General features: G+C 41.0%; 23 protein-coding genes and 1 pseudogene. 15 read left to right on the top strand and 9 right to left on the bottom strand.

The window, feature by feature from the left end:
• The first annotated feature begins 63 nt into the window (after positions 1-63).
• Positions 64-1,068, top strand: coding sequence for a ribonuclease T2 family protein (locus AC1EU2_RS16130; RefSeq protein ID WP_480299308.1), 1,005 nt, complete (start codon positions 64-66; stop codon positions 1,066-1,068).
• A gap of 164 nt (positions 1,069-1,232) precedes the next feature.
• Positions 1,233-1,685, top strand: a complete 453-nt coding sequence (locus tag AC1EU2_RS16125) for a hypothetical protein (RefSeq protein ID WP_480299307.1) — start codon at positions 1,233-1,235, stop codon at positions 1,683-1,685.
• Positions 1,686-1,713: 28 nt separating this feature from the next.
• Here AC1EU2_RS16125 and AC1EU2_RS16120 read toward each other — a convergent pair whose 3' ends face one another.
• Both AC1EU2_RS16120 and plsB read right to left on the bottom strand, forming a co-directional pair.
• A complete protein-coding gene (locus AC1EU2_RS16120) occupies positions 1,714-2,961 on the bottom strand; it encodes an aromatic amino acid transport family protein (protein ID WP_480299306.1) in 1,248 nt (415 codons plus the stop codon).
• A complete protein-coding gene (gene plsB, locus AC1EU2_RS16115; RefSeq protein ID WP_480299305.1) occupies positions 2,962-5,406 on the bottom strand; it encodes a glycerol-3-phosphate 1-O-acyltransferase PlsB in 2,445 nt (814 codons plus the stop codon). It abuts the gene before it with no gap.
• 157 nt (positions 5,407-5,563) lie between these two features.
• Between plsB and lexA the strand changes: the two genes are divergently transcribed.
• The 6 genes and pseudogenes from lexA to AC1EU2_RS16085 all read left to right on the top strand — a co-directional run bounded on the left by lexA (position 5,564) and on the right by AC1EU2_RS16085 (position 11,350).
• A complete protein-coding gene (gene lexA, locus AC1EU2_RS16110; protein WP_480299304.1) occupies positions 5,564-6,178 on the top strand; it encodes a transcriptional repressor LexA in 615 nt (204 codons plus the stop codon).
• The gene (locus AC1EU2_RS16105) at positions 6,175-6,654 is read left to right on the top strand and encodes a SulA-like leucine-rich domain-containing protein (protein ID WP_480299303.1); all 480 of its coding nucleotides are present in this window, start codon (positions 6,175-6,177) and stop codon (positions 6,652-6,654) included. The genes lexA and AC1EU2_RS16105 overlap by 4 nt, the downstream gene beginning before the upstream one ends.
• A 468-nt stretch (positions 6,655-7,122) precedes the next feature.
• Positions 7,123-8,226: pseudogene (coxB, locus tag AC1EU2_RS16100) on the top strand (cytochrome c oxidase subunit II); the annotation flags it as partial.
• Positions 8,227-8,260: 34 nt separating this feature from the next.
• Entirely contained in the window at positions 8,261-9,880 is a 1,620-nt protein-coding gene (gene ctaD / locus AC1EU2_RS16095; RefSeq protein ID WP_480299302.1) for a cytochrome c oxidase subunit I, read from the top strand.
• Between the two features lies 1 nt (position 9,881).
• Positions 9,882-10,478, top strand: coding sequence for a cytochrome c oxidase assembly protein (locus AC1EU2_RS16090; RefSeq protein ID WP_480299301.1), 597 nt, complete (start codon positions 9,882-9,884; stop codon positions 10,476-10,478).
• Positions 10,475-11,350 (top strand): cytochrome c oxidase subunit 3, encoded by an 876-nt coding sequence (locus AC1EU2_RS16085; RefSeq protein WP_480299300.1) that lies wholly within the window; start codon positions 10,475-10,477, stop codon positions 11,348-11,350. Before AC1EU2_RS16090 ends, AC1EU2_RS16085 begins: the two co-directional genes overlap by 4 nt.
• Before the next feature lie 28 nt (positions 11,351-11,378).
• On the opposite strand, the gene AC1EU2_RS16080 is transcribed toward AC1EU2_RS16085, so the two are convergent.
• Positions 11,379-11,597 (bottom strand): DUF2909 domain-containing protein, encoded by a 219-nt coding sequence (locus tag AC1EU2_RS16080; RefSeq protein ID WP_129946157.1) that lies wholly within the window; start codon positions 11,595-11,597, stop codon positions 11,379-11,381.
• Between the two features lie 46 nt (positions 11,598-11,643).
• On the opposite strand from AC1EU2_RS16080, the gene AC1EU2_RS16075 reads away from it, so the two are divergent.
• The 5 genes from AC1EU2_RS16075 to AC1EU2_RS16055 are packed head-to-tail and all read left to right on the top strand — an operon-like array spanning position 11,644 to position 15,449.
• A complete protein-coding gene (locus AC1EU2_RS16075; RefSeq protein ID WP_480299299.1) occupies positions 11,644-12,402 on the top strand; it encodes an SURF1 family protein in 759 nt (252 codons plus the stop codon).
• Positions 12,377-12,922: a hypothetical protein gene (locus AC1EU2_RS16070; RefSeq protein WP_480299298.1), complete on the top strand. Its 546-nt coding sequence runs from the start codon at positions 12,377-12,379 to the stop codon at positions 12,920-12,922. Before AC1EU2_RS16075 ends, AC1EU2_RS16070 begins: the two co-directional genes overlap by 26 nt.
• Positions 12,922-13,902, top strand: a complete 981-nt coding sequence (locus tag AC1EU2_RS16065; RefSeq protein ID WP_480299297.1) for a COX15/CtaA family protein — start codon at positions 12,922-12,924, stop codon at positions 13,900-13,902. The genes AC1EU2_RS16070 and AC1EU2_RS16065 overlap by 1 nt, the downstream gene beginning before the upstream one ends.
• A gap of 14 nt (positions 13,903-13,916) precedes the next feature.
• On the top strand, positions 13,917-14,825 hold the full coding sequence (gene cyoE, locus AC1EU2_RS16060; RefSeq protein ID WP_480299296.1) for a heme o synthase: 909 nt from the start codon (positions 13,917-13,919) through the stop codon (positions 14,823-14,825).
• Positions 14,826-15,449: an SCO family protein gene (locus AC1EU2_RS16055; protein ID WP_480299295.1), complete on the top strand. Its 624-nt coding sequence runs from the start codon at positions 14,826-14,828 to the stop codon at positions 15,447-15,449. It begins immediately after the preceding gene.
• Between the two features lie 39 nt (positions 15,450-15,488).
• Here the strand turns inward: AC1EU2_RS16055 and AC1EU2_RS16050 are convergent, their stop codons facing one another.
• From AC1EU2_RS16050 to AC1EU2_RS16030, 5 genes are all read right to left on the bottom strand, one after another.
• Positions 15,489-16,808, bottom strand: a complete 1,320-nt coding sequence (locus tag AC1EU2_RS16050) for a S8 family peptidase (protein ID WP_480299294.1) — start codon at positions 16,806-16,808, stop codon at positions 15,489-15,491.
• 164 nt (positions 16,809-16,972) lie between these two features.
• The gene (locus AC1EU2_RS16045) at positions 16,973-18,358 is read right to left on the bottom strand and encodes a S8 family peptidase (protein ID WP_480299293.1); all 1,386 of its coding nucleotides are present in this window, start codon (positions 18,356-18,358) and stop codon (positions 16,973-16,975) included.
• 151 nt (positions 18,359-18,509) lie between these two features.
• Positions 18,510-19,865, bottom strand: coding sequence for a glutathione-disulfide reductase (gene gorA, locus AC1EU2_RS16040; protein WP_480299292.1), 1,356 nt, complete (start codon positions 19,863-19,865; stop codon positions 18,510-18,512).
• A 141-nt stretch (positions 19,866-20,006) separates the two neighbouring features.
• The gene (locus tag AC1EU2_RS16035) at positions 20,007-20,405 is read right to left on the bottom strand and encodes a hypothetical protein (protein ID WP_480299291.1); all 399 of its coding nucleotides are present in this window, start codon (positions 20,403-20,405) and stop codon (positions 20,007-20,009) included.
• A 125-nt stretch (positions 20,406-20,530) separates the two neighbouring features.
• On the bottom strand, positions 20,531-21,235 hold the full coding sequence (locus tag AC1EU2_RS16030; RefSeq protein ID WP_480299290.1) for a hypothetical protein: 705 nt from the start codon (positions 21,233-21,235) through the stop codon (positions 20,531-20,533).
• A gap of 205 nt (positions 21,236-21,440) precedes the next feature.
• On the opposite strand from AC1EU2_RS16030, the gene prlC reads away from it, so the two are divergent.
• Both prlC and AC1EU2_RS16020 read left to right on the top strand, forming a co-directional pair.
• Positions 21,441-23,480 carry an oligopeptidase A gene (gene prlC / locus AC1EU2_RS16025; protein ID WP_480299289.1) on the top strand — a complete coding sequence of 680 codons (2,040 nt, stop codon included), beginning with the start codon at positions 21,441-21,443 and terminating at the stop codon, positions 23,478-23,480.
• A 147-nt stretch (positions 23,481-23,627) separates the two neighbouring features.
• Positions 23,628-24,173 (top strand): thioesterase family protein, encoded by a 546-nt coding sequence (locus AC1EU2_RS16020; RefSeq protein ID WP_480299288.1) that lies wholly within the window; start codon positions 23,628-23,630, stop codon positions 24,171-24,173.
• A gap of 43 nt (positions 24,174-24,216) precedes the next feature.
• Here AC1EU2_RS16020 and ygfZ read toward each other — a convergent pair whose 3' ends face one another.
• The gene (gene ygfZ / locus AC1EU2_RS16015) at positions 24,217-25,170 is read right to left on the bottom strand and encodes a tRNA-modifying protein YgfZ (RefSeq protein WP_480299287.1); all 954 of its coding nucleotides are present in this window, start codon (positions 25,168-25,170) and stop codon (positions 24,217-24,219) included.
• Positions 25,171-25,362 lie beyond the last annotated feature (192 nt).

Raw genomic sequence — 25,362 nt, 5'->3', positions numbered from 1 at the left:
AAAACAAGCATAACTGCAGAGTTATGCTAGTTTTACTACAACACAGGCAATTTAGTACTTACTATGATTAACTCACGGTTTATATTAGCTATTTCTGTTTTGAGTTGTTTTTCATTTTACGCAAATGCAGCACCTGCAACAGGAACGTTTACTGCAAATACCACTTGCCCTATGTATCAATCAGGAAATAAAAAAACAGATCCTGACGACTTACAAACTGAGGTAGGCAAACAATATCAAGTCGTAGAATATTTGGGTTCTCCTGATTCACCTACCCGCGTTAGAGTGAACATTCACCAAACGGCTTCACCTCTTCGTTGGGTATATACAAACTGTGGTACAGCTGATATAACCCCGTCAGTTACCCCACCATCAGATAATACTCCAGACTCTTCTAATTCAAGTTGCCGTCAAGCCAATACAATGGATTCATACGTCCTTGCCTTAACTTGGCAGCCAGGATTTTGTGCTTTTCATGGGAATGGAAAACCTGAATGTGCTGATTTAGACAAAGGTAAAAGTGGGCCAACAGCAAAAATTTGGTCCTTACATGGGCTCTGGCCAAATAAAGCTCAGTGTGGCACGAAATATGGTTTCTGTGGTGAAGAGACTCAAGAACCCTTTTCCGATATTACTCTTGATTCAAAAACCAAAGCGCAGCTCAATAAGTTAATGCCAAGTACGAATTATAATACATGGTTAGAAGATCATGAGTGGTGGAAACACGGGACATGCCAAGATAAATCTGCAGATGAATACTTTACGCTTGCAACATCTCTCGTTCAGCAGTTCAATAATAGTGATTTTTTTAACCATTATTTCAAAGCCAAAATTGGGAAAACGGTTTCCACCACCAGCTTCAATCAAGCTTTTGATCAAGCTTTTGGTGAGAACAGCCACCAATTCATCGCCCTAAAGTGCACATCTAACCAATTAGTCGAAATGGATATTCATTTACCTAAAGATATTGATAAAACTCAAACTTTAACAGATTTACTTTATCAGTCTACTGAAAAGTCTGACAGTTCTTGTCCAAGTTCATTCTTAATAAAAAGTGCAACTCACTAGTTCATTCTCAAGTGATTTAAGAAGTCTAACCTCCAAACATTATGTTGACACATTGTTAACATAATGTTTTTATCATCTCATAAGAAATTAAAGAAATATTTTAATTACATAAATATTCATCTTTAGAATGCAATTATAAAAATAATAAGTTTTGGATAATTTAAATGCTCACCTCTATTCTTTTAGCATCGGCAATTTCAGCTCAAGCTCAAACACACTGGCTCTACGAACATAAAATCGCAGAAAATCAATCACACCAAACCATAAACTTAACTGGCACTTCAGTAAATGGAGACTCAATGCAACTGATTTGCAAAGGGCATAAGCTAGAGTTCGTATTAACATTGATGGATGCTGATGATTTATCTGCGGAAGGAACAGCAATTGTTGATAATAATGAAAAAATATCATTAATTGGATTAAATGAAAGTTCGCAATTAACTGCTTATCGACGTGGCATTTGGGGAAATTGGGCCTTGTTGATTAATCAACTCAAATACGGGCAAAAAGTGACCTTCAACTTTTTTAATGGCAATGACCCCATTAGCACTGATTTTAATATCATTCAGGGTCAAAACTCCATTAAGAACCTAATGGAGTATTGCGGAAACTATTAGCAAATAGTTGATTGTGGGTGAAGCACAATCAACTAAATACTGGAAGTAAATTAAATAAATTGAAGATATGGCAAATAATTACGGCGATGCCAAATAACAGCACTAACCAAGGGATAAATGCACCACCGAAAACTCTGTAACCATTAGATGCGGGGAATAATTTTCTCACTTTCATTGCCATCAATGCAGGTATTACCGCTACAGAAATTGCACCAGCCAGTGCGGCATAACCAATGGCAAGAATAAACCCATCAGGAAAGAGTATTCCAAGAATCGTTGGTGGCACAAAGGTAACCATACCGGTCTTGATTCGTCCAACCCCAGAGTCATCAAAGCCAAATAAATCCGCTAAATAGTCAAAAAGCCCTAAGGTTACACCTAAGAATGACGATGCGACCGCTAAATTGGCAAACAGTGTCAATAGTTGGTTTAGTGTGTCATGAGAAATTTGAGATGTGAGTGCTCCTACAAGAACACCAATATTTCCACCTTGAGTGATAACTTCACTAAAACCACTGCGCTGGATATTACCCATGGTAACAACGAGCCAGCCAATATAAATGGTTAATGCGAGGCTGGTACCAACCAATACAGCTCTAACAACATGTTTAGCCGATTTATCATAAAATTTAACGAGGCTTGGAATAACTCCTTGATAACCAAAACTGGCTAAACCTACAGGCAGTGCAGCTAAAATATAAGGTGCATATTCGGATTGTCCATCTGGCATCCACAAATTGCTCGGTTCAACTTCGATCAATAAATTACTGGTAGCAAGCAAAAAGGTAATCACCATACCACCAAGCATGATGGTAGATATCCGGCTCACATGCTTAGTACCAATAATCACAATGGCTGCTAAGATCACAGAAAAAATTAACGCCGCCATTTGATTAGAAACGGTGATATCCAACGTCGACAAACTGTGATTTACAATTGAACCACCGCCACTGACATAAGCATAGGTCAATACATACAATAAGAATGTGACGGAAACACCACTCAATACACGCCAAAATGGGCCTAATATACGACTGGTTAAGCTATCAAAGCTAACACCTGCTTCGTAGTGAAGGTTAGCTTCCAGTAGCAGTAAACCTCCCATTACCATGCAAAACCAAACGCCAATCAACATCAACACAGAGTAACTGAACCACATCCCTGCACCAACAACGGGTAAAGAAAACATCCCCGCCCCAACGGCTGTCCCAGCCACTATCATCGCGCCACCAATAATTGATGGATGTTTCTTTGTCTCAATGTTAGATGCTGTCATTTAGCTATTTTTCTCCGCTTCTACATTTTGAGTCTGCTGTACTCCTGTAACAACCGTTTGACGTACTTGTGCATCAAGTAATGAGGTTAATGCGTTACTCAGCTGAATGATGGTATCTTTTTTCTCTGACTGACCCAGTAAATCCATATCTTTTAGCTTGACCGTTAATGACGCATAAAGTTTTCGATCATAAAACTCAGGGGCAGAAATACCGTGTAATGGTCCCATATGTTTTGCTAACTGATGGCTTTCTCGCTCTAAATCACTTCTTTCAATTTTTGGCTGCAAGCTCAGTAAATTAAAGATAATGGCATAACGCTTTAGCATCTCACTGCTTGTACTGGCCAGTAAATGAAGCTGCCCTTGATGCTCATCACTCGCAACCAATCGATGTTCGTCTTCCAAAATAATGTTTTCATCAAGCATTGAATCAATCAGCTGATGAATATAATTTTTTAAATTTGGTGTTTCGACAAATAACTCAGCTTGTATTAGCGGAAAAATTTGCTCGATAAACTGAACGACTTTCTCTCTTGTTGGCTGAGACTCTCTGATGATCAAGGTCGCAATTAATGATGGCACCATAAATAAGTGAACAATATTATTACGATAGTAAGTCATATTGAGGGCCTGAGTATCATCTAAAGAAATGATATCACCGAGAGGATCAGGCTCTACAGCAAACTTATTTAACTCTAATGCTTGAGAAATCAAGACCTCAACATCACCTTCAGGTACCGTCGAAAACTGTGTGTACGGTACTTTAGTTAACAGCTTTAGATAAAAATCTAATTGCTGTTTAATGGTTTCTTTTTCTAAAGACTTTTGCTCCGATGCAAGCACAATTAAGCTCATCAATGAAATAGAGCTCACTGCAGTAGCGCCGTTAATTTTTGTCATCACTTTATTCGCTAAGCTGTTTACAGCTGGCGTTAACCAAGTTGGTTTTTGCTCTGGATCTTGAGCGATAAGCTCTCGCCACTCAGGTTCAATTTGTGATAAATGTTGCTGAACATTGATTGGCTCACCGAAGTTCACATAGCCTTGACCAAAATTTCCAAGCTTCCTGATGGCAGCAAAAACTTGCCAGACGGATTCTTTTTGCTTTTTCTTACCACTAAGTTCCTTGTGGTAAGTTGCAACTTCCATGACATGATCGTATCCAAGATACACTGGGACCAAGGTTACAGGTCGTTCGATGCCTCGAAGCACACTGCTTACCGTCATCGCTAACATACCCGTTTTAGGGTTGAGTAGACGTCCTGTGCGAGAGCGACCACCTTCGGTGAAATACTCTACTGAATAGCCTTTATTAAAAAGTAGATCGAGGTAGCCTTTAAAAACGGCGGTATACAATTTATTGCCATTAAAGCTGCGTCGAATAAAGAAGGCGCCACCTTTGCGGAACATTGGGCCTGCCGGCCAAAAGTTAAGGTTAATACCAGCAGCAATATGCGGAGGCACCATGCCTTCATAATAAAGGATATATGAAAGCAACAGGTAATCCATGTGACTACGATGACACGGCACATACACAATTTCATGACCATCGTGATGCAGCTGACGTACGAGTTCAGCTCCACGAATATTAATGCCTTTATACAGCTTATTCCATAACCATGTCAGTAACCGCTCAGCAATACGAACTAAGCTATCTGAATAGTTTGCTGCGATTTCATCAAGATAATTCTCAGCATTGGCTTTCGCTTCTTGCTTTGAGATTTTTTTACTGGCCGCTTGTTCATTAATGGCTTTTTGAATGCTTTCTGAATTCAAAAGCTCTTTAAACATTACTTGACGATTTGGCAAATCAGGCCCAGTCATCACTTTTCTTTGGCGGCGAAAATGAACTCGCGCAACACGTGCAAGTTTATGAGCAATTCGTTCGTCACTTCCATGCTCATCCGCCATATAGCGCAATGAAACAGCATTAGAAAATTGAATAAAATTATGACGGCCTAAAAACAGAATCATTAGGCACTTGCGTAACCACGTTGGGCTTTCACGCTCTAGCACCGCCGCTTTCATCGTGTCATCTTCTTTGCCTGGTATTCTTCCCCAATACATACTGACAGGTAATAGCTGAACATCCAGAGACGAATCTTGCTGGTGTAAATTTAACAACTGCTTAAAGTTGCCTAAAAAAACATTCGTTTTTGATGCCTTGCCTATCATAGGCTTTGCAGGTGCCAAACAGACAACCCTTGGCACTGATTCGTTTTTGATTTGAATATCATCATACGGGCTAGGCAAGCCCAGTGATTCTGTTACTTCACTTAACGCTGAAATATCACTCACCGACTCAGTTTTCATCACGTAAACAATCGGTCTATCGGCATCTAAATTGAGATCAGAAAATGGTTGCTGAGGGACAACGACGGTATGAACAAACCAATTTTGCACTGTACGAAGTGCCTTAAAAAACCAGGAATTATGCTTAGTCATTCTTCTACTTAGCGCTTGAAATATAAAAGAGTCAAAACGCTAGGATATCAAACTTATAGCAAATAACCTAAACAGGATTGCTTAATTATTGGTTGCACACAGGACTTTACTGTATATAATAACAGTAACTGTATAAGCGAACAGCGAGTGTGTAGAAATGAGACCTTTAACTGCCAGACAAGCCGAGATTTTAGAACTTATTCGTCTGAATATTTCTGAAACAGGCATGCCTCCTACCCGAGCGGAGATAGCAAAACGTTTAGGCTTTCGCAGTGCTAACGCCGCTGAAGAGCATCTAAAAGCCTTAGCCAAAAAAGGTTATATAGAAATCATACCAGGCACATCACGTGGTATCCGTCTATCTCAAGAACTTGAGGTTCAAGATGGTCTACCTTTGATCGGACAAGTCGCTGCAGGTGAACCAATACTGGCTCAAGAGCATGTTGAGCAATATTATCAAGTTGATGGCAACCTGTTTAAACCCGGTGCAGACTTCTTATTGCGCGTTAAAGGCGACAGTATGAAAGATATTGGCATTTTGGAAGGTGATTTACTTGCTGTTCATAAACAACAACAAGCATCAAATGGTCAAGTTGTTGTTGCTCGTGTTGAAGATGACGTCACTGTGAAGCGCTTTGAACAGAAAGGCAACGTCGTTTATCTTCATGCCGAAAATGAAGAATATCAGCCCATTGAAATTGATTTAAGCTTCCAACAACTCTCTATCGAAGGCTTAGCTGTCGGTGTGATAAGAAACGGGGAGTGGCTATGATAGTTCGCTCTTCTGCAACATCTCACCCTGGTGTTTGGGTTCAGCCAGACACCCTGTACTCAGATCAAATTCAGAGCATTCAAACGCTCCAAATTAAAAGCAGCGGTGAGCAAGAGCTGATCGCATTAAGCTCTGAACTTGCCACATTAAGCCATCAGGGTCGTTGGATTGTTCTCATAAACCCTAATCATAATAATTATAAATCCATCCTAGCCCAGTCGGGTGTAAAAATGGATCGTGTTTTATTGGTTCATACCAAAGATGATGTTGAAGCACTGTGGGCGTTAGAAAAGGCACTCACCAACGGCACAAGTAGTGCTGTTATTTGTTGGACATCAACACTCGATCAACGAGATATTCGTCGATTAGAACTCGTCAGTAAATCCGCTTGTGCCAAAGGTATGATTCTCCAGTCTGGTTCTGAGTTAAACTCGCAACCTCATTCAATCTTGCCTCGAAAAAGATCATTTCATTAACAAATTCATGGACATTAAACTCACACCAACAATCTCCTTTTACATTCGCAAAAATAAAAAATTAACTAATATTTCATCTAATTACATGAAACATGATCTTGATCAATCTTTAAACAGCAAGTAATGTAGAGTGAGTAACTAATCTTAAATTGTTACAAAAATGCGAAATTTTTCGCTTAACAAACATTCGAATTAACGACCCTGTTTTATAAAGTTGATATCTCAAATTTTAATTTGAGTAAATTCAGCAGTAAGCGCACGAGTGGTATACACCCAGAGCCGTAAACAGATTTACTGGATGACCGACCTGCTAGTCATTAGCGATTGAGTCAACGAAAACAACAACACCACCATTGCACTTTGATATCGATAAGCTTTTTTAGGGAACTGAAAAGTTAGCATGGAGCTAAGTATTAACGTGTGACTTTTCTTTGTAGTTGCTTTTGCAATTGGCAGAGGAGACGTCTAGTGAAGCAATTGTTGTATTGTATGTTAGCGGCTTTCTTGACCCCATCAGTATGGGCTGAAGAAATGCGCTTTAACATGACTCAAGGGGTAACAGAAATAAGTCATAAGGTATATCACCTACATATGACGATTTTTTACATCTGTTGCGTAATCGGGGTAATTGTCTTTGGCATTATGATTTATGCCATGATCAAGCACCGCAAATCAAAGGGTGCAGTCGCTGCGAATTTTCACGAAAGTACTAAAGTGGAAATTTTGTGGACAATCATTCCATTTATTATTCTTATCAGTATGGCAATTCCAGCAACAAAAACACTTGTTGCAATGGAAGATCCTAGTGACTCTGATTTGACCGTAAAAATTACGGGTTCGCAGTGGAAATGGCACTACGACTATTTCGACAAGGGTGTTAGCTTTTATAGCTTATTAACGACACCTCAGGATGAAATCGACAACAAAAAAGATAAAGATGAGCATTACTTGCTTGAAGTGGATAAACCACTTGTTCTCCCTACAGACCGAAAAATCCGCTTCTTAGTCACTTCTGACGACGTCATTCATTCTTGGTGGATGCCAGCATTCGCCGTTAAAAAAGATGCAAACCCTGGTTTTATCAATGAAACCTGGGCAAAAATTGACGAAGAAGGAACGTATCGTGGCCAGTGTACTGAGCTCTGCGGTAAAGGCCACGGGTTTATGCCTATCGTTGTCAAAGCCGTTTCTGGTGAAGAATTTGATAGATGGATAATCACCCAAAAAGACGAAGCTAAAAAAGCCAAAGCGCAAGCTAAAGCTTCACTGTCTAAAACGCTTTCTAAAGACGAGCTCTATGCCAAAGGTGAAAAGGTTTACACGGCTCACTGCGCCGTCTGCCACCAGCCAAATGGTATGGGACTTCCTGGTGTATTCCCACACTTAAAGGGCAGCCCTGTTGCCACCGGGCCTGTACATGATCATATCTATATCGTGACGCACGGTTTCCCAGGTTCTGCGATGCCAGCTTTTGACAAACAGCTTACAGCTGAAGAGATTGCGGCAGTCATTACCTACGAGCGAAATGCGTGGGGCAACAATACTGGCGACGCAGTGCAAGCTGCTGATGTCGTAAAAGTAGAAAAGCAAAAGTAGGGGAAATAGCATGACAACATTAAACCCTCAAAATGATCAGCTTGAAACAGAGCCAAACTCTGAACATCATGACGATCATTCGCATCATCAGCCACCAAAGGGCCTAATGCGATGGGTGCTAACCACCAACCATAAAGATATTGGTACTTTATATCTGTGGTTAAGTTTTATTATGTTTTTAACCGGCGGATCAATGGCAATGGTGATCCGTGCTGAATTATTTGAGCCCGGTTTGCAATTGGTTGAGCCTAACTTCTTTAACCAAATGACCACAGTTCATGGATTAATCATGGTGTTTGGGGCCGTAATGCCTGCCTTCACAGGACTTGCTAACTGGCTAATTCCCATGATGATCGGTGCGCCAGACATGGCACTACCCAGAATGAACAATCTCAGCTTTTGGATTCTACCGTTTGCGTTTTTGATCCTGTTAAGCTCGTTATTTATGGAGGGAGGAGGGCCAAACTTTGGTTGGACTTTCTATGCACCACTCTCTACCCACTACAGTGGGGATAGCACAGCACTCTTTGTGTTTTCCATCCACATCATGGGGATAAGTTCGATAATGGGCGCCATTAACGTCATTGTCACTATTATCAATTTAAGAGCACCAGGCATGACATGGATGAAGTTACCGTTATTCGTCTGGACTTGGTTAATTACTGCCTTTTTATTAATTGCAGTGATGCCTGTTCTTGCGGGTGCGGTCACAATGGTACTGACCGATAAGTTCTTTGGTACCAGCTTCTTTGATGCAGCAGGTGGTGGTGACCCGGTGATGTTCCAGCATATTTTCTGGTTCTTTGGTCACCCTGAAGTTTACATCATGATCTTACCGGCTTTCGGTATTGTCTCTGCCATCATCCCAACCTTTGCTCGTAAAAAGCTGTTTGGTTACTCATCAATGGTGTACGCCGTTGCCAGCATCGCAATTCTGTCGTTTTTAGTGTGGGCTCATCACATGTTTACTACAGGGATGCCGTTAGTCGCTGAACTGTTCTTCATGTACTGCACCATGTTAATTGCTGTTCCAACAGGAGTGAAGGTATTCAACTGGGTGGCGACCATGTGGAAAGGTTCGATTTCTTATGAACCTCCTATGCTTTGGGCCATTGCTTTCGTGATTCTATTCACGATAGGTGGTTTTTCAGGTTTGATGCTGGCAATGACACCGGCTGACTTCCAATACCATGACACCTACTTTGTAGTTGCCCACTTCCACTATGTACTCGTGACAGGAGCCGTATTCTCGATTATGGCGGCGGCCTATTACTGGTTACCAAAGTGGACAGGACATATGTACAACCACACCCTAGCTAAATGGCATTTCTGGTGCTCGTTGATTTCAGTGAATGTATTGTTCTTCCCAATGCACTTTGTCGGACTGGCTGGCATGCCACGCCGTATACCGGATTACAATATTCAATTTGCCAACATCAATGAAGTGGTTTCTATTGGTGGCTTTGCATTTGGTTTATCACAGTTACTGTTCTTAGTGCTGGTAATCAAGTGTATCCGAGGTGGTGAAAAAGCAGAGGCGAGATCGTGGGAAGGTGCTGAAGGCTTAGAGTGGGATATTCCAAGCCCTGCACCTTATCACTCGTTCACTACACCACCGGAGATAAAGTAATATGGCTGCAGACCCAAACATCAATCCAAAACATGGAAAGACATCCAATAAAAAGCTGGTCTTGTGGCTGATTGGCGGTTCAATTGCCATGTTCGGTTTTGGGTTTGCCTTAGTTCCACTGTACGACATCATGTGCCAAACACTTGGTATTAATGGAAAGACAGCAACCTCGGCGAAAGCATATACTGCTGAACAAGTTGTCGATAAAACCCGTTTAGTGAATATCGAATTCATGGCTCAAATCCCTCCCGGTATGAACTGGGAGTTTGGACCACAGGTGAATACAATGAAAGTTCACCCCGGTGAACTGATACGAACCAATTTCATTGCGAAAAATTTATCGTCTAGTGCTGCAGTTGGCCAAGCGGTACCCTCAGTATCGCCTGGGCAGGGAGCGCTGTATTTCCATAAAACTGAATGTTTTTGCTTTAACCAGCAACCACTTGCTGCTGGTGCGGACAGTGAACTACCCCTAATTTTCTTTATTGATCCAGATTTACCATCTTCAATAAATACTCTCACCCTTTCCTATACTTTGTTTGATGTTACAGCGTCTTCACAAGCAGCGTTAGCGAAAGTGCAAGGAGCAACACAATGAGTACCCATCAACATTATTATGTTCCAGCCCAGAGTGGCTGGCCAATTGTCGGGGCAATAGGGTTATTTTTAATGGCGTTTGGCGCCGGACACTTTATTGCAGAACTTGAAACTCACGCTAGTCCGATAGGCTTAATCGCTTTAGGTGCTGGCTTTTTAACGATTCTTTATTTGATGTACGGCTGGTTTAAAACCGTTATCAATGAATCGAATCAAGGTTTATATTCGCCACAAATGGATCGCTCTTTCCGTCAGGGAATGAGTTGGTTTATCTTTTCTGAAGTGATGTTTTTCGGTGCCTTTTTTGGCGCGCTGTTCTTCATCCGCATGTTTTCTGTGCCGTGGCTGGGTGGAGAATACCATTCGACTGCAACACATGAGGTTTTATGGCCGAATTTTGAAGCCATTTGGCCATTAACTACAACACCAAAAGGTGACACCACCCAAGCGATGCCTTGGCATGGTTTACCTTTGTATAACACCATTATCCTATTAATTTCTTCTGTAACACTGCACTTTGCACATGTTGCACTAGAAAAAGGTAAGCGTGGAGCGTTAAAAGCCTGGTTGTCGTTAACTATTTTACTTGGGCTTGGTTTCTTGTATCTACAAGTTCACGAATATATTCATGCGTATACCGAACTCGGTTTAACACTAGAGTCGGGCGTTTATGGTAATACTTTCTTCATGTTGACCGGATTCCATGGCCTTCACGTAACCATAGGTACCATTTTCTTAATTACTTTATTCATTAGGATCTTGAAAGGTCACTTTAAACCAGATAATCATTTTGCCTTCCAAGCTGGTAGTTGGTATTGGCACTTTGTTGATGTTGTCTGGCTGTGCCTATTTGTATTTGTGTACGTACTTTAATACATCAGCCACCAGCAGTTTTGGTGGCTTAGTAAGGCGTAGGGTTTGGATGAATCCAACCAAGCCCAATCGCTAAAATAAGCGCTATCACAACGAGTGCTGAAAGCATAACTCGACGCCCTAAATAACGACTCATAGATTGTTTGTTATCGCTTCTAACCATAATAAATAAGGCGCGGCCTAGATTAAAAATGATGAACAGTAGCAGTAAAACGAGTACAACTTTAAAAAGCAATAGGGTATCCACAGGGTCACCTCTCTCTAGGCTATTTAAAAGTAAGTTATTAGCCAGTGTGTTATTTCTTAGTCTACTCATATTATTAATAAAATTAGGTGCTTGGCAACTTAATCGTGGTTATGAGAAACAAGATATTGAACAACAGCTTATTCTGCGACAGCAATTACCCTCTCTCACAACTCAATCGTTGAGCCAACAGAAGAACTTTTCTGAGTTATTAGGTAGGCAACTTACCGTATCAGCCTCTCCAACAATCTCACCACTTATCGCTTTAGATAACCAAGTCAATCAAGGAAAGGTCGGCTATTTAATTTATCAACTGATGGAGATCACCCCTGAACAACCCGCCATATTGGTCGAACTTGGATTTATTCAGGCAAACCCGGATCGCAGTGAGCTTCCAACTGTGATTACGTATCAGCAGCAACAGTTTAAAGGGCGCTTATATTACCGAGAAAGCAACCCTATGAGTGATCAACTCCATCCAGAAATGGGACCCATGATTCGAATTCAAAACTTAAATATTGCTCAGTTATCGCAACAACTACAGCGAGCCTTGTTTCCTGTTGTACTTCAACCAGAAACTGTTGCGTTCGACGCTCAACATAAGCCACTCGCAAAACCTTGGCAGCCCATTCCAATGCCTGCAAAAAAACATTTTGGCTATGCCATGCAATGGTTTTCGATGGCAATTGCATTATTCATTATCGGCATCGTGTTATTAAAACCGATATTCACTTCTTTTCCCGTTTTTTCAGCATTTAAAGTCAGTGTTAAAAGGAGCAAGGATGAACTCTATCAAGACAAAAAATAAAAAAGCACTTATTGCGCTCATTGCCGTTTTTGTTTTACCTGTTATCGCAGCAAAAATCGTACTATCACTGAATCTTTATGATGGTGGACAAACCAATAAAGGTGAATTGTTACCAGAAACACTTGCCTATAACACATTGGAAATGACAAACCCTCACCCCAAGAAATGGCAAATTGTTTTTCTGCTACCTGAGCATTGTGATAAACCGTGCCAGCAACAGTTATACCTCCTTAAGCAAACTCACACTGCTCTTGGTCGCGAACAAGGCCGAGTTGAACCTGTCGTGTTATTAACAGAAAACAGTGATAAAGCTGCGTTAGCAGCTTATCAATTTACCACGGCTCCCATTAGTACCCCATTGCGACATCAGTTAAACAAACAGCAAATTATCATTGCTGATCCCCTCGGAAAACTCGTCACTCGATATAACCTGAAAGACAACGAAAAACAGCGCTTATTGCAAGGTAAAGCCATGATGAACGACTTGCGAAAAATGTTGAAACTGTCGAGGGTAGGTTAATGACACTAAAAACAATTCTCAAAATATCGATCGTATTTACGTTCATCGTGATTTTAATGGGCGCTTACACACGGCTTGCAGATGCAGGGCTTGGCTGCCCAGACTGGCCTGGGTGTTACGGCCAATTAAAAGTCCCGACGGGTGAGCATGAACTTGCTAAGGCAGAACAACACTTTCCAGGCCTTGAAGTTGAACCGAAAAAAGCCTGGTTAGAGATGATTCACCGTTACCTTGCAGGCACGCTTGGCCTAATGGTTTTCGGAATTTTAATTTATTGCTTACGAACAAAAAACACGCCAACAAAACTCCCCATTTTTATCAGTGCTTTGATTATATTCCAAGCCTTGTTGGGTATGTGGACAGTTACGATGATGCTAATGCCCATTATTGTTATGTCCCATTTACTCGGTGGTTTTACGTTAATTGCACTGTTGTTTTTGATGTATTTGAGAGTCAAACCACTCAATATTGAAGGTGGGGATCACTTTGCCAAAGGGTTTAAAAATTTAGCGCTAATCGCAATGCTGGCGCTTATAGGGCAGATTATGCTCGGCGGTTGGACGTCATCAAATTATGCAGCGTTAACTTGTACCACCCTGCCTATTTGTCAGGGGGATTGGTGGAACAACCTTAATATCGCCAAGGCATTTTCTCCTTTTCAAGGTGATCATATCAGCTTCGAATATGGCGTGCTTGATCACTACACACGAATGACCATACATGTTGCACATCGAATTTGGGCAATTGTAACCAGTTTATTGATTCTCTGGTTAGGTTTGAGATTACTTAAAAGCCATTCAAGCATCATTAAACATGGTGCAGGAGTAATGTTGGCGCTTTTGGTTCTCCAAGTATTATTAGGCGTGAGTAATATCGAATTTTTATTACCATTGCCTGTTGCGGTTGCCCATAACGGTGGGGCGGCATTATTGCTGCTATCACTGATTTACCTTAATTACGCCATCAGAAAAAGAGCATGAACAAGGAGCGTTACATGAATAAAAATATCACCCTAAACACCCATGCCAACTTAATGTTTAATTGGCGTGACTATTTGGAAATGACCAAACCTAAAGTTGTAGCGTTGATGCTTCTCACTGTATTGGTTGGGATGTGCTTAACGACGGATGGACAATTAGCATTAACACCATTAATCAGTGGGTTAATAGGTATCGGAATGATGGCGGGCTCTGCGGCTGCATTCAATCACCTCATTGATCGCCGGATTGATGGCGTAATGGCTCGAACATACAATCGTCCACTTCCAAAAGGCAGAGTTTCTACCACCAAGGCCGTTACCTTTGCGGTTGCTATTGGTGTATTTGGCTTTGCTATTTTGTATGCGCTTACTAACCCCTTAACAGCTTGGCTAACTCTCGCAAGCCTGGTTGGCTATGCCGTTATTTATACCGCTTATTTAAAGCGCGCCACGTCGCAAAATATTGTAATAGGTGGCTTAGCTGGTGCCATGCCACCATTACTCGGCTGGACAGCCATGACGAATGAATTTCACGGCCACGCTTTATTACTTGTCATCATCATCTTTACTTGGACGCCACCTCATTTCTGGGCTTTAGCCATTCATAGGCAAAAAGAATACGCAAAAGTCGACGTACCAATGCTCCCTGTAACACATGGTATTGACTTCACTAAGACCTGTATTTTTCTTTATACCATCTTATTAGCTATCGCTTGTTTACTTCCTGTAATCGTTGGTATGAGTGGAGGTATTTATCTTGTTGGTTCCAGTATTTTAAGTGCATGGTTTATTTATAAGGCTTGGCAACTTAAATATGCCGATTACTCTGGACTTGCCATGAATGTTTTCAAAGTTTCGATTTATCACTTAATGTTACTGTTTATCATACTGTTAGCGGATCATTACCTTTGGGGTTTGTTGTAAATGAAAAAAATAGCCCAATTCAGCCTGCTAGCAATCCTGTTGCTAGCAGGAGGCCTTACAGCTTGGTATGTTCAAGACAAACCGCTTGAATTAACCACAACCCAACTTTTTCCCAAGCCTAGGCCGGTGATCAACTTTTCAATGACCGATCACAAAGGAAACGCTTTCACTCAAGAACAGTTAACAGGTAAATGGAGTTTGTTATTTGCAGGGTATACTTCCTGCCCTGATATTTGCCCAACCACAATGAGTAAACTCAGCAATGCATTTCCTAAACTTAATGCTGTAGCCCCAATTCAAGTCGTGTTAATTTCGGTTGACCCACAACGAGACACACCTGAGAAGCTGAATAGCTATATCCAATTTTTTAATTCAGACTTCATTGCCGTGACCGCAGAACACAAGCAATTAATTCCAATTACTCGAAGCTTGGGTATGGCTTATTCAATGGTTGGAGACGGTGATAGCTATCTTGTGGATCACAGTGCGTCGATTGTGTTGATTTCTCCTAAAGGAGAGCGTTTTGCCATGATAAAGCCAAAATCCGCTGAGCTGGGCAAAATTCCACAGATAAAAACTAGCGCTTTAATCAGCGATATCGTTCAAATTATGAGAAAGTATTGAAAACTAGAGCCTACCGGCTCTAGTTCAATGAGAAGCTGATTATGATTTATCTGGTAAAGCATAAAGTAGGTTATTGGGCGTGTCTTTAGATAACGATTTAGTATGGGGAGACCACCAATGCGTGTTCATATTAATGACGCCAGCAGTGGAGCGTTGCATTAGCTCATCTTTTACTTGTTGCGGGCTTAAATTAGGGTTTTCCTGCAAATAAAGTGCCACAACACCTGCAACATGTGGTGATGCCATTGAAGTGCCGCTGATGGTATTCGTGGCATCATTGCTTCCCATCCAGTCTGACTTAATATTCGAGCCTGGAGCAAAGAGGTCAGTACATTTACCTAAGTAAGAATATTCCGCACGCTGATCCTTGTTATCAGTAGCACCAACTGTAATCGCACTTTCGTCTTGCGCAGGTGATACCTGACAAGCGTCAAACGAATCAAACAATAATTTAGTTTTATTTCCCGCTGCTACAACAACGGGTATATCAGCTTTAACGAGCTTATCAACGGCTTGGTCAACCGCTTTACTTGCTGTTCCACCTAAGCTCATATTCACCACACTTCGTGATTTAGGTGACTGCTCAGATAACTTAAGCACTTCTTCTAATCCTGCAATCACTTGGCTATCAGCCCCTTGTCCACTGCACCCGAGTACACTTACTCCAACAATATTTACATCTTTTGCGACACCATACGTGCTACCGCCAATGGTTCCAGCAACATGGGTACCATGACCATTACAATCCCAATGGGTGTCTTTTGTTTCTTGAGGATTTTGTTGATAGCCCACTTTGGTTTTTACGTACACCGATGCACGCCCACCAAAATCTGAATGAGTGATATTAACGCCAGTATCAACAATATACGCAGTCACCCCTTGACCGTCATATTGATAATGGTAAGTTCCATCCACATTCGATAACTCATGTTGAACAATACGAGCCAAGCCCCAATCAGCATTGTCTTGTTGATGATCCGTAATGTCACTAGATAAAGGCATCGTCGACATTTTGCCGTCTGGTTCAACATAAGCCACATCAGCTTCATTGCCGAGTTGTTTTGCTTGTTGCGCATTAGCTTTAACAACAAAACCATTTAAAACCCGATGAAATTTCTGATGAACGTCAGCACCAAGACTATTTGATACCTTATTAGCTTGCGCCTCCACGAACTCTTCCCGCATATCATTGACACCTTGAGCTGTCATGACTGAGTTGTGAGGTAATGATTTTAGAACGACGATGTAGTTTCCATTCTTAGCAGGTTGAACAATATGACTTGTTGAATTATTGGCCTGCACTAGGAAAGGGACTAGGCCTATGGTAAAGAAAACTTTAGAAAACGCTGAATACCGCATGTTTCATACTCCAAGTTTAACACTTGTCCGAAAACACAGTATTGGCTTTAGTCATTTTTCAAACAAACTTAAATTCTTATATCTTATTTTTGTTTGCTTTCAATGGTAATAAAAAAGCTGGCACAGTAATGGCCAGCTTTTTATTACTGAAAGCGAATTAGAGTCTACGGGTTAACATACAGCAATCTGTTTTGAGTTTGACTGGCTAATTGATTTTCATTATCCACTTCCCTCTCTCCAAACGGATAAGTAAATGAGGTTTGAGGGTTCATATCAATGACACCTATGGTGGAATTACTGATTAACTCGTTCTTAATATCTCTAGGAGATGAATTAGGCTTTTCTTGTAAATACTGAGCAACGACCCCTGCTACATGTGGACTAGCCATTGAAGTACCACTCAATTCGGCATACATGTCATTTCCAGTATTCCACGACGAGAGAATTTTTGAACCCGGAGCAAGAATATCGGTACAACTTCCAAAATAGGAATAATCTGCACGAGCATCTGTTTTATCAGTAGCGCCAACCGTAATCGCATTTGAGTAGCTTGAAGGGTCACCTAAGCATGCATCAGGAGATTCGGGGCCAGACTTCTTAAGAGCATCTTCAGACATCTCTCCTAAATTACCTGCAGCAACCACCACAGTAATGCCATCATCAACTAATTCGTCGACGGCATCCTTCAATGCTGGACTATGGCCTGGACCACCTAAACTCATATTCACAACCCCTGGTTGTGTCGATTGACTGTTTAAATAATCGACTTCTTCCAAGCCTGCAATAATATCGCTTATTGAACCGCTCCCTTTACAACTCAGAACCTTCACACCTACTATGGTAACGTTATTGGCGACCCCAGTGTTATATCCACCAATAGTTCCAGCGACATGGGTGCCATGACCATTACAATCACCTTGCACTCCCTGAGGATCTTTTTCATAGTCACCTCTACTTAACCACCCAGTTTGTTTTATATAAACTGAAGCTCGACCTTGAAACTCTTGATGGTTGTAATTTACACCAGAATCAACAACATAAGCAGTTACGCCGTGTCCATCGTACTCTGAAGTATAATTATCAGGAATTACATCCGATAGGTTACGGGCATTCAGACGTGATAGTCCCCAGTCGACTTTCTTAGCGTCCGCTTTACTGTAGCTAGCTTGTGCACTTTGCTCGACGGGAGGTAAAGATAAAATATAGTTTGGTTCTACATACGCAACGTTTGATTTCTTTGCTAACTTTTCAGCTTGCTTTTTACTCGTTTTAACCACAAAGCCGTCAATCAGATTATGGAATTTTTTACCAACTTGGACATCAGGATTATTATTTTCTACATCTAATGCTTGGTTATCCACAAAGTCGGCTTGCATACTGTTAAAGCCTTCTGCTGTCATTACCGAATTTTTAACCGGGGATTTTAATACAACAATGTATTGACCATTTGTTGCAGGTTGAAAAGAATCCTTTGATGAATCTATTGCGTGTGCAAAGAAGGGGGCCATTCCAATGGCTAAGAGTGTTTTTGTGAAAACCTTATACTGCATGCTCACTTCTCCTAGAACCATATTTTAAAAGTATTTTTTAGGCATTCCAGTATTCATGCAGTTTGTTATTTATACAAATTGGATCTGTTATAACTTATATCAATGTCTGTATAAAAAAGCAGCACTTGTCAATACTGCTTTTCAAAACTCATTATCTCATGGTAACGAACTCTTCAGCTCCCGTTGGGTGGATTGCTACAACTGAATCGAAATCGGCCTTTGTCGCGCCCATTTTCATTGCTACGCCAAACCCTTGTAATATTTCATCCATTGCAAAGCCTATACCGTGAATACCTACGACTTTTTCGTCTTCACCAGCACAAACTAATTTCATCTTACATGCTTGGCGGTGAGCTGTAACAGCGGTATACATAGACGTAAATGCTGAAGTGTACACTTTCACATTGTCTTCACCATACTGAGCTACTGCGTCGGGCTCTGATAATCCCATAGTGCCAATAGGTGGGTGACTGAATACTACGGTTGGTACATTGACATAATCCATTCTGGCATCAGTCATTCCATTAAATAAACGCTCTGACAATAAACGTCCAGCTTTAACCGCTACAGGAGTGAGTTCGATGCCACCTTGCATGATGTCACCGACACAATAAATGCCTTTCGCTGAAGTATTTTGCTGATCATCAGTGATGATATAGCCACGTTCGTTACGTTCAACATCCGTATTTTCAAGACCGATGCGATCCGTAGATGGGTGACGACCAATCGCCCAAATTAAACAATCGACCTCATAGCTTTCACCACTTTCGAGATGAAGTGTGACACTCCCATCGTCATTTTTATCGACTTTTGATGGCGTACTATGAGTGTGTAACGTTGGGCCTTCAGTGTCCATCGCTTCAACTAACGTTTCAGATAGCAAAGGATCGAAGTTACGCAATGGCGAATGTTTACGAACAAATAGATGCGTTTCACTTCCCAAGCCATGTAAAACACCTGCCAGTTCGACAGCAATATAGCCTGCTCCAATTACGGCAACACGCTTTGGTTGTTCTGTTAGTTCAAAGAAACCATTAGAATCAATGCCATGCTCTGCACCCGGGATATTTGGAACAGTCGGTGCTCCACCTGTTGCAATCAGAATATGATCAGCAGTGTATTGCTCGCCATTCACTTCAATCGTTCGGTTGTCTACAAACTTGCCATAACCTTTCACTAACGTAACGCCATTAGAGGCTAGGCCACGATCATAGGCGCCATGAATCCGTTCGATATAAGCCTCACGACTGTCTACTAACGTTTGCCAATTAAATTGATTAACAGACACATCAAAACCATAGTCTTTAGCGTATAAATGAATGGCTTCAGCAACCTGAGCACCATACCACATGACTTTTTTAGGAACACAGCCTACATTAACGCAAGTACCACCTACATGTTTTGCTTCAATAAGCAACACTTTAGCCCCTCGCATCGCTGCCCGGTTTGCTGATGCAATACCACCACTTCCTGCGCCTAAACAAATATAGTCAAAATGCTGTGACATAAAAATCTCCTAAAAACCTCATTAAGCCCATGCTCAACTAATGGTTGCTCACCTTATGCTTAAAATAGCAAAGAAACAATAGCTAAGCCGAACGCTTAGCTATTCGATAATGAATGAACAGACCGAGGAAATAGAGGAAAACTAACGCTTAAATTGACACTTAGCGTAATCATGAATAGAAGGACCTTCAACACCACACTTTAAACACAGCCACTCTTTTTTTCGTACTGTTAACTCTTTCTTGTGGTAACCAGAACGCATATCCATGCCATCCATTGCGCCCATCAAGGTTTCTTCAAGTTTATTCATGCGTTGATTTAACCAATGACAACTTGGGTCATTTGCTACATTTGCACGAGAGGTCAGCATTTCTTGACGAGATAAGTCACTAAAACGTTTGGGATTCTCAGACATTGTTGTTTTTTCTTGAAGGTTACTTTCGTGCAATAGTCCCTCAGAATTGACATCAGCAACTAAGGAAGCGCCAAAAAAGGTGAGTGCAAAAAGTGCAGGACGCCCAAATGTGCCATTCACTGACATAGTTTTCTCCTTTTATTGTTAGCGGCTGATATCAATTCAAGCAACGCTAACAAATATCCTTGGAAACAGTAACTCTATCAGTGTAGTGGCAACTGAACTATTTATTAAATAATTCTAGCAATCGATCACCAGTGCCAACTCACTTTTACACCACCGAACGTTTGATTTGGGCGATTACCATTATTCCAATCCGTTAATTCAGACTCTGAGAATGAACGTGCGACAAAACCACTCAAGGTAACATCATGACTTAGTGCGTAACTCATACTAAGTCCTAGCTCAAGATGATTGCTACCATCATGTTTTTCACCGATATACCCATAATCTAGCCCTTGTTCAACATAAGGGTGTAAAGTCATTTTTTCTGATAACTCAACCTTTCCCTTTAGTGTTACAAAAACAAAGTAGCCTTGAGATTCGGTTTCATAAATCGTTTTGATTTGTGGTGTAACCCACGAAAAACCTTTGTATGCCGTAGCCAGATAAAACTCATGCCCCGTAAAGTCGATAATGCCTTTGCAATCTAACCCTGAGTAGCCTAAAGCGACTAACCAATCACTGTGTATCGGTATTGCGTAACTGATATCAATATCTGCTTCTGTAAAATCAACACTGTCTGCTTCACCGATTGCAATGAATCCACTGAAATTATCGTAAGTTCCGCCAACTTCGCTCCAGAAAATCCCACCTTTATCTAATAAGTCTCTGCCTTTAGATATATATTTAGTCTTGTAATATGCATCAAAATACACACTGGTCTCAGCAGCCATCACGGCGCTACTACCCAACATCGTCAATAACACTAAACTTTTTGTAAAAGGCTTTTTCATAAATCAAATAACTATTCAGCAATCAGGGGGGATCATAGTAAGTAAGAGTTCACTTTTATGTGAGCTTGGGGTAACAAAAGCGTGATCTTAATTGAGACGAAAATACGGTTTTTGTGCAATTGAGCAAATTTTAACTAGAAACTTGATATTACGATTCACCGCCCTTATCTATTAGCTATTGCCGAAAACTTTATAAGGCCAAAAAATGAGTAATCCACTTTTGACTAAATCAGAGCTACCTGTATTTTCATCGATTAAACCTCAGCACATTCAACCAGCAGTTGAGCAAGCCATTGCTAACTGCCATACAACGATTGAATCAGTGATAAACAATGGTGCGCCATACACATGGGACTCATTAATCGCTCCTTTAGAGCAAATAGACGATGAACTAAGTCAAGTTTGGTCTCCCGTTTCTCACATGAATTCCGTCGTCAGTAATGATGACTGGCGCGAAGCTCATGATGCTTGCTTACCACTGCTTTCCGACTACGGAACTTTTGTCGGACAACACCAGGGTCTCTATGATGCTTATATTTCTTTGAGTGAATCCGAAGAATTCTCAACGCTTAATCAAGCTCAAAAAGCCAGCATCGAACACGCTATTCGCGATTTCAAACTGTCTGGTATTGGTCTTAAAAACGAAGCTAAACAACGTTATGGTGAGATCAAAAAAAGATTGTCTGAACTCACCAGTCAATTCTCCAATCAGTTACTGGATGCAACTCATGCTTGGAGCAAACTCATTACCGACACAATGAAATTGGCAGGTTTACCTGAATCCGCCCTCGCTGCAGCAAAAGCAATGGCTACAGAGAAAGACCAAAAAGGTTGGTTGTTCACTTTGGATTTCCCATCTTATCTCCCAGTAATGACATACTGTGATAACCGCGAGCTGCGTGAAGAGGTGTACACTGCTTTCTGCACTCGAGCTTCGGATCAAGGCCCAAACGCAGGCGAGTATGATAATTCAGAACTGATGAATGAAATTGTAGCGCTGCGCCATGAGTTAGCTAATCTACTTGATTTCGATAACTTCGCTGACAAGTCTTTGGCAACGAAAATGGCAGAAAACCCTGCACAAGTGATGACGTTTTTAGACCAACTTGCCAGCAAATCGAAACCTCAAGCCGAAAAAGAATTAGCTGAATTGCAAGCCTTTGCGAAAGATAACTTTAATGCTGCAGAGTTGAAAGCATGGGATATGGCTTATTATGGTGAAAAGCTACAACAACATAAGTATCAAGTTTCTCAAGAAATGTTACGACCATACTTTCCAGAAGAAAAAGTGCTGTCGGGACTTTTTTATACCGTTAATCGATTATTTGGCTTAACGATTAAAGAACAAGCTGGCGTAGACACCTGGCATAAAGATGTGCGCTTCTTTAACATCACCGATGCAAATGATAACCATCGTGGCAGTTTCTATTTAGACTTATATGCACGCAGCGGAAAACGAGGTGGAGCATGGATGGATGACTGTCGTGTTCGTAGAAGTACAAGTTCAGGGCTGCAAAACCCGATTGCTTACTTAACCTGTAACTTTAATTCACCCGTTGATGGTAAGCCGGCTCTATTTACTCATGATGAAGTCATTACCTTATTTCATGAGTTTGGTCATGGCATTCATCACATGCTAACTCAGATTGATGTTGCTGATGTATCAGGAATCAATGGTGTACCTTGGGATGCTGTCGAGTTACCTAGCCAATTCTTAGAAAACTGGTGCTGGGAAGATGAAGCACTGGCCCATATTTCTGGCCATTTTGAAACCGGTGAGCCACTCCCTCAAGAGTTATTGACAAACATGCTGGCAGCGAAAAACTTCCAATCGGCAATGATGATGGTACGTCAGTTGGAATTCTCGTTATTCGATTTTAAACTTCACAAGGACTTTACTCCTGAACAAGGTGCTCAAATTCAGCAAACCTTGAATGAAGTGAGAGAGCAAGTTTCCGTAGTTATTCCGCCCGAATTTAACCGTTTTCAACACAGCTTTGGTCACATTTTTGCAGGTGGTTATGCCGCTGGATATTACAGCTACAAATGGGCTGAAGTATTATCGGCTGATGCATTTTCACGTTTTGAAGAAGAAGGTATTTTCAATCCTGAAACTGGCAAAAGCTTTTTAAACAATATTCTAGAAATGGGTGGCTCTGAAGCACCAATGGAATTGTTTAAACGCTTTAGAGGCCGTGAGCCAAAAATTGATGCATTATTGCGTCATTCAGGCATTACCGCTTAACTTGTACTCTATAAAATTTAAGATCATCTCCGATCTTTGGCGCTTAATTTAAGCGCCTTTTTTATTTTGATTCATTGCCGAATGGTCTGACCTTTGCTAGCCTGAGCAACTTATATTTCATGGAAAAATGACAACATAAGGATCAATGTGAATTTATACTTTCGCTTATTTCTGCTGCTGTTCTGGCGAATCAAACATTGTCGTCGAATTGGTTTTTTAGAAACCAGTAAAATTACATTTCGTGTAATGCCCAGTGATTGCGATATTAACTTCCACTTAACGAATTCTCGCTATGCTGCTTTTATGGATTTGGCACGCACCTATATGTTGGCAGAAATGGGACTGCTGAAAAAATTTATAAAATTGAAATGGATGCCGATCGTAAACGCTACAGAATTCACATACATTCGAGACATCAAACCGTTAGAGAAATTCTGGATAGAATCAAAAATTGTTGGGTGGGATGAAAAATACTTCTATATAGAACAACGCTTTCTGACAGAAAGAGGGCTTCACTGTATCGTTCATATTCGTGGTGTGTTTATTAATAAACGTCATCAAGTCCCCATTGAGGACGTGGTAAAAGCTGCCGGTTTTGAAAATGATAAACCAGAGTTCCCGCCAGAAGTGGTGAAGTGGAAAGCATTTTTACAGCTAAAGAAAGAGAGAAACCTGTCTCCGCAAAATGCTTAAATAAAAATGGGAGCAATAAGCTCCCATTGTTAAATTATGCTTCTTAAGCTTCAAGCTCGTAAGGCAAAGGTTTAATCACTAACTGACTTTCAGGATCACCTGCAACTCTAAAACGAGCGGTATCTTCTGTGTCATTAGCCAAAACGACTGTCATCAAGACTTCAGAACCTCGTTGTACATACTCAACAATGTTACCCGCCTTGCGATGACCGTTCTCTAACGCTATTTCAACAAAACCGTCTTTCGTAAGTTGGTTATTCACAGTACCTGACAATATATATAGTGCACGTTTATTGCCACCGCGATACTTCATTCGAGCCACGGTTTCTTGCCCCATATAACAACCTTTAGTAAAGCTAATGCCACCTAGAGCATCCAAATTACACATTTGGGGAATATAGTCACCACTGTGATTAGCAGAAATATTAGGGTATCCAGCAGTAATTTCTAACGTTTGCCAACTGCTTGACTCATAAATCGCTTCACCATCAAGAAAATCAAGCTTCGCATCAGCATCAATTACAAGAATGTAACGCTCATTATCTTGAAGAATGATCATGCCATTAAACTCTGAAACCCGATCTGTTAATTCTCCAAAATGTTTAGATATAAATGCAGAAGCCCCTGAGCCTGCAATACCAAACAACAATTTATCAGCCGTGGCATCCGATAACGTAACTTTACTGAAGACAGCATATTTTTGTAACTGTGGTAAATCAGCATCCACTGTCGTTTTAGGTAATAACATCCAAATAGCATTTTGAGTTTTAAATAAGCGAAAACTCGCTAACATCTTACCTTTAGGATCACAATGTGCGCCCCAACACCAATCCTCCTCAGCAAGGCCAGTCACATCAGCGGTCACTTGCCCCTGTAAAAATGTTGCCGCTTGCTCATCAGTTGCAGAAATCAACCCCAAGTGTGAGAGTTTCGAAATCAACAGTTCAGGCTGTTCACCCGTAAGAGACCAAGTAGGATTATGCAAAGTTACCGACATTTAATTTATTCCTATAGGATTTTGCTTCATTGTAGCGAATTGAAACCGCTCTGATAACTATTAATCGCTAAGGTTTAAATTAAGGAAAGAATTCAAAGAAACAAAGAGGTTAGTATTAGTTAGTGATGATCCATTCATATATGAACACAATAAGCTGAACATCAGTGAGGCGTTCAAATTTTATTAATCGCT

It is taken from the genome of Parashewanella sp. 2304DJ23-3, from assembly GCF_056591695.1.
The sequence above is the reverse complement of the archived record's forward strand: the minus strand, read 5'-3'. Positions and strand labels throughout refer to the sequence as shown.